General features: G+C 65.6%; 2 protein-coding genes. Both read right to left on the bottom strand.

The genetic code is table 11. The annotated features are described in order from the left end of the window. Positions 1–104: 104 nt before the first annotated feature. Positions 105–572: a transposase gene (locus ACZ7HQ_RS45400; RefSeq protein WP_471003476.1), complete on the bottom strand. Its 468-nt coding sequence runs from the start codon at positions 570–572 to the stop codon at positions 105–107. 171 nt (positions 573–743) lie between these two features. Then, positions 744–1,292 carry a winged helix-turn-helix domain-containing protein gene (locus tag ACZ7HQ_RS45405; RefSeq protein WP_471003479.1) on the bottom strand — a complete coding sequence of 183 codons (549 nt, stop codon included), beginning with the start codon at positions 1,290–1,292 and terminating at the stop codon, positions 744–746. Positions 1,293–1,517: the final 225 nt, after the last annotated feature.

Below are 1,517 nucleotides of genomic sequence, written 5' to 3' on the forward strand. Positions count from 1 at the left end.
CAACTCAGCAGCCCAGACCGCGACTTCAGCCATCCCCTCCATACCAGGACAACGGCAACTGCCAGCTCAGGACACGAACCGCTGCTGGAGTACTACTGATCTTTTCATAAGTTCAGTGGGTGTGCTGGGTGGATGGTGAGTCCGGTGTGGGCGAGGAAGGACCATGGCAGTTGTGGGTTGTGGTTGATGCGGTGGATGCCTTGTTCGGTGGCGTCGGCGACATCGGCGAGGTGGTCGCCGGCGAGGTTGGCGAGTTCACGCTTCTTGAGCGAGGACCACAGCAACTCCACCGGGTTCAGCTCGGGAGCGTAGGCGGGTAATCGCTCCAAAGTGAGCCAGTCCTGCTCAGCGACCCAGGCCCGCATCGCCCGGCTCCAGTGGGCGGACAAGCCGTCCCAGACCAGCACCACTCGCTCGCCGCGGTAGAACGCCTTCATCTGCTCGAGGACCTCTATGAGGGCGGTGGTGTCGTAGCTGCCGGGCTTGAGGTGGAAGCACAGACGGGCCCCGCGGTCTGGGTCGATGGAGTGGTAGCCCAGGGCCCCGGCCATCGACGCCCGCTTCCAGTTCAAGCGATGCGGGGTCGATGGAGTGGTAGCCCAGGGCCCCGGCCATCGACGCCCGCTTCCAGTTCAAGCGATGCCGCAGCAGCGGGGTCCGGCCACGGGGCGCGTAAGTGCGGCGGATCTGGGGGAGCAAAGAGACACCTGATTCGTCGAGGAACACGATCCAGGCACGTGTGTTCACGGCCCCTTTTTGATGCGCGGCCACTCGTGCGCGATCCACCGGGCGATCTCGGAATCGTCCCGCTCGACCGCCCGCCGCTCGGGACGTTGCAAACTCCATCCGAGTCGGCCGGTCAGCAGTCGCCACACCGACGCCCTCGACAGCGACACCCGCGTTACCCGCTCCACGACGGCGCCGACTCGCTCCAGGGTCCACAGGTCGGCCTCGAAACCATGAGCCTGAGCTCCTCGCGCCAATGCGGCCCGAACAGTCTCGACCTGGGCGTCGTCCAGCTTGGGCGGGCGGCCGGTGGCCGCACGCCGTCTCAGGGCCGAAACACCACCTCCCTCCCACACCCGACGCCAACGCCGCACGCTCTCCGCGCACACACCCACCGCCCGTGCGATCTCCGCATTCGAGGCACCCTCCTCGAACAACTCGACCGCCCGAACACGCCGGGCCTCCGCCAACTGAGGTCGCGACAAGGGAGGAAGAGGCGAGCCGGCAGCCGAAGGCGAGGGTTGATAAGCCACCCCGAAAGCCTCCCACTCGCAAGGCCAGCACACCCACTGAACTTACGAAAAGATCAGTAGTGAGCCAAAGCGACGGGTGTGTCCGGAAGATCGTGTAAGTCCGTGATCTGATGACTCTGTCGGGACCGGGTGGCCCCGCCGGTCGGAAAGGCAAGTTCGCGTGACTGAACGCTTCTCATCCTGATCGCCAGGCTGTCTCGATGGCGTGAATGGCGGCCACGGTCCGGCTGATCCGATTCGTGCTGCAGCGGGCCTTGC

The organism is Streptomyces sp. NPDC037290 (assembly GCF_055603245.1).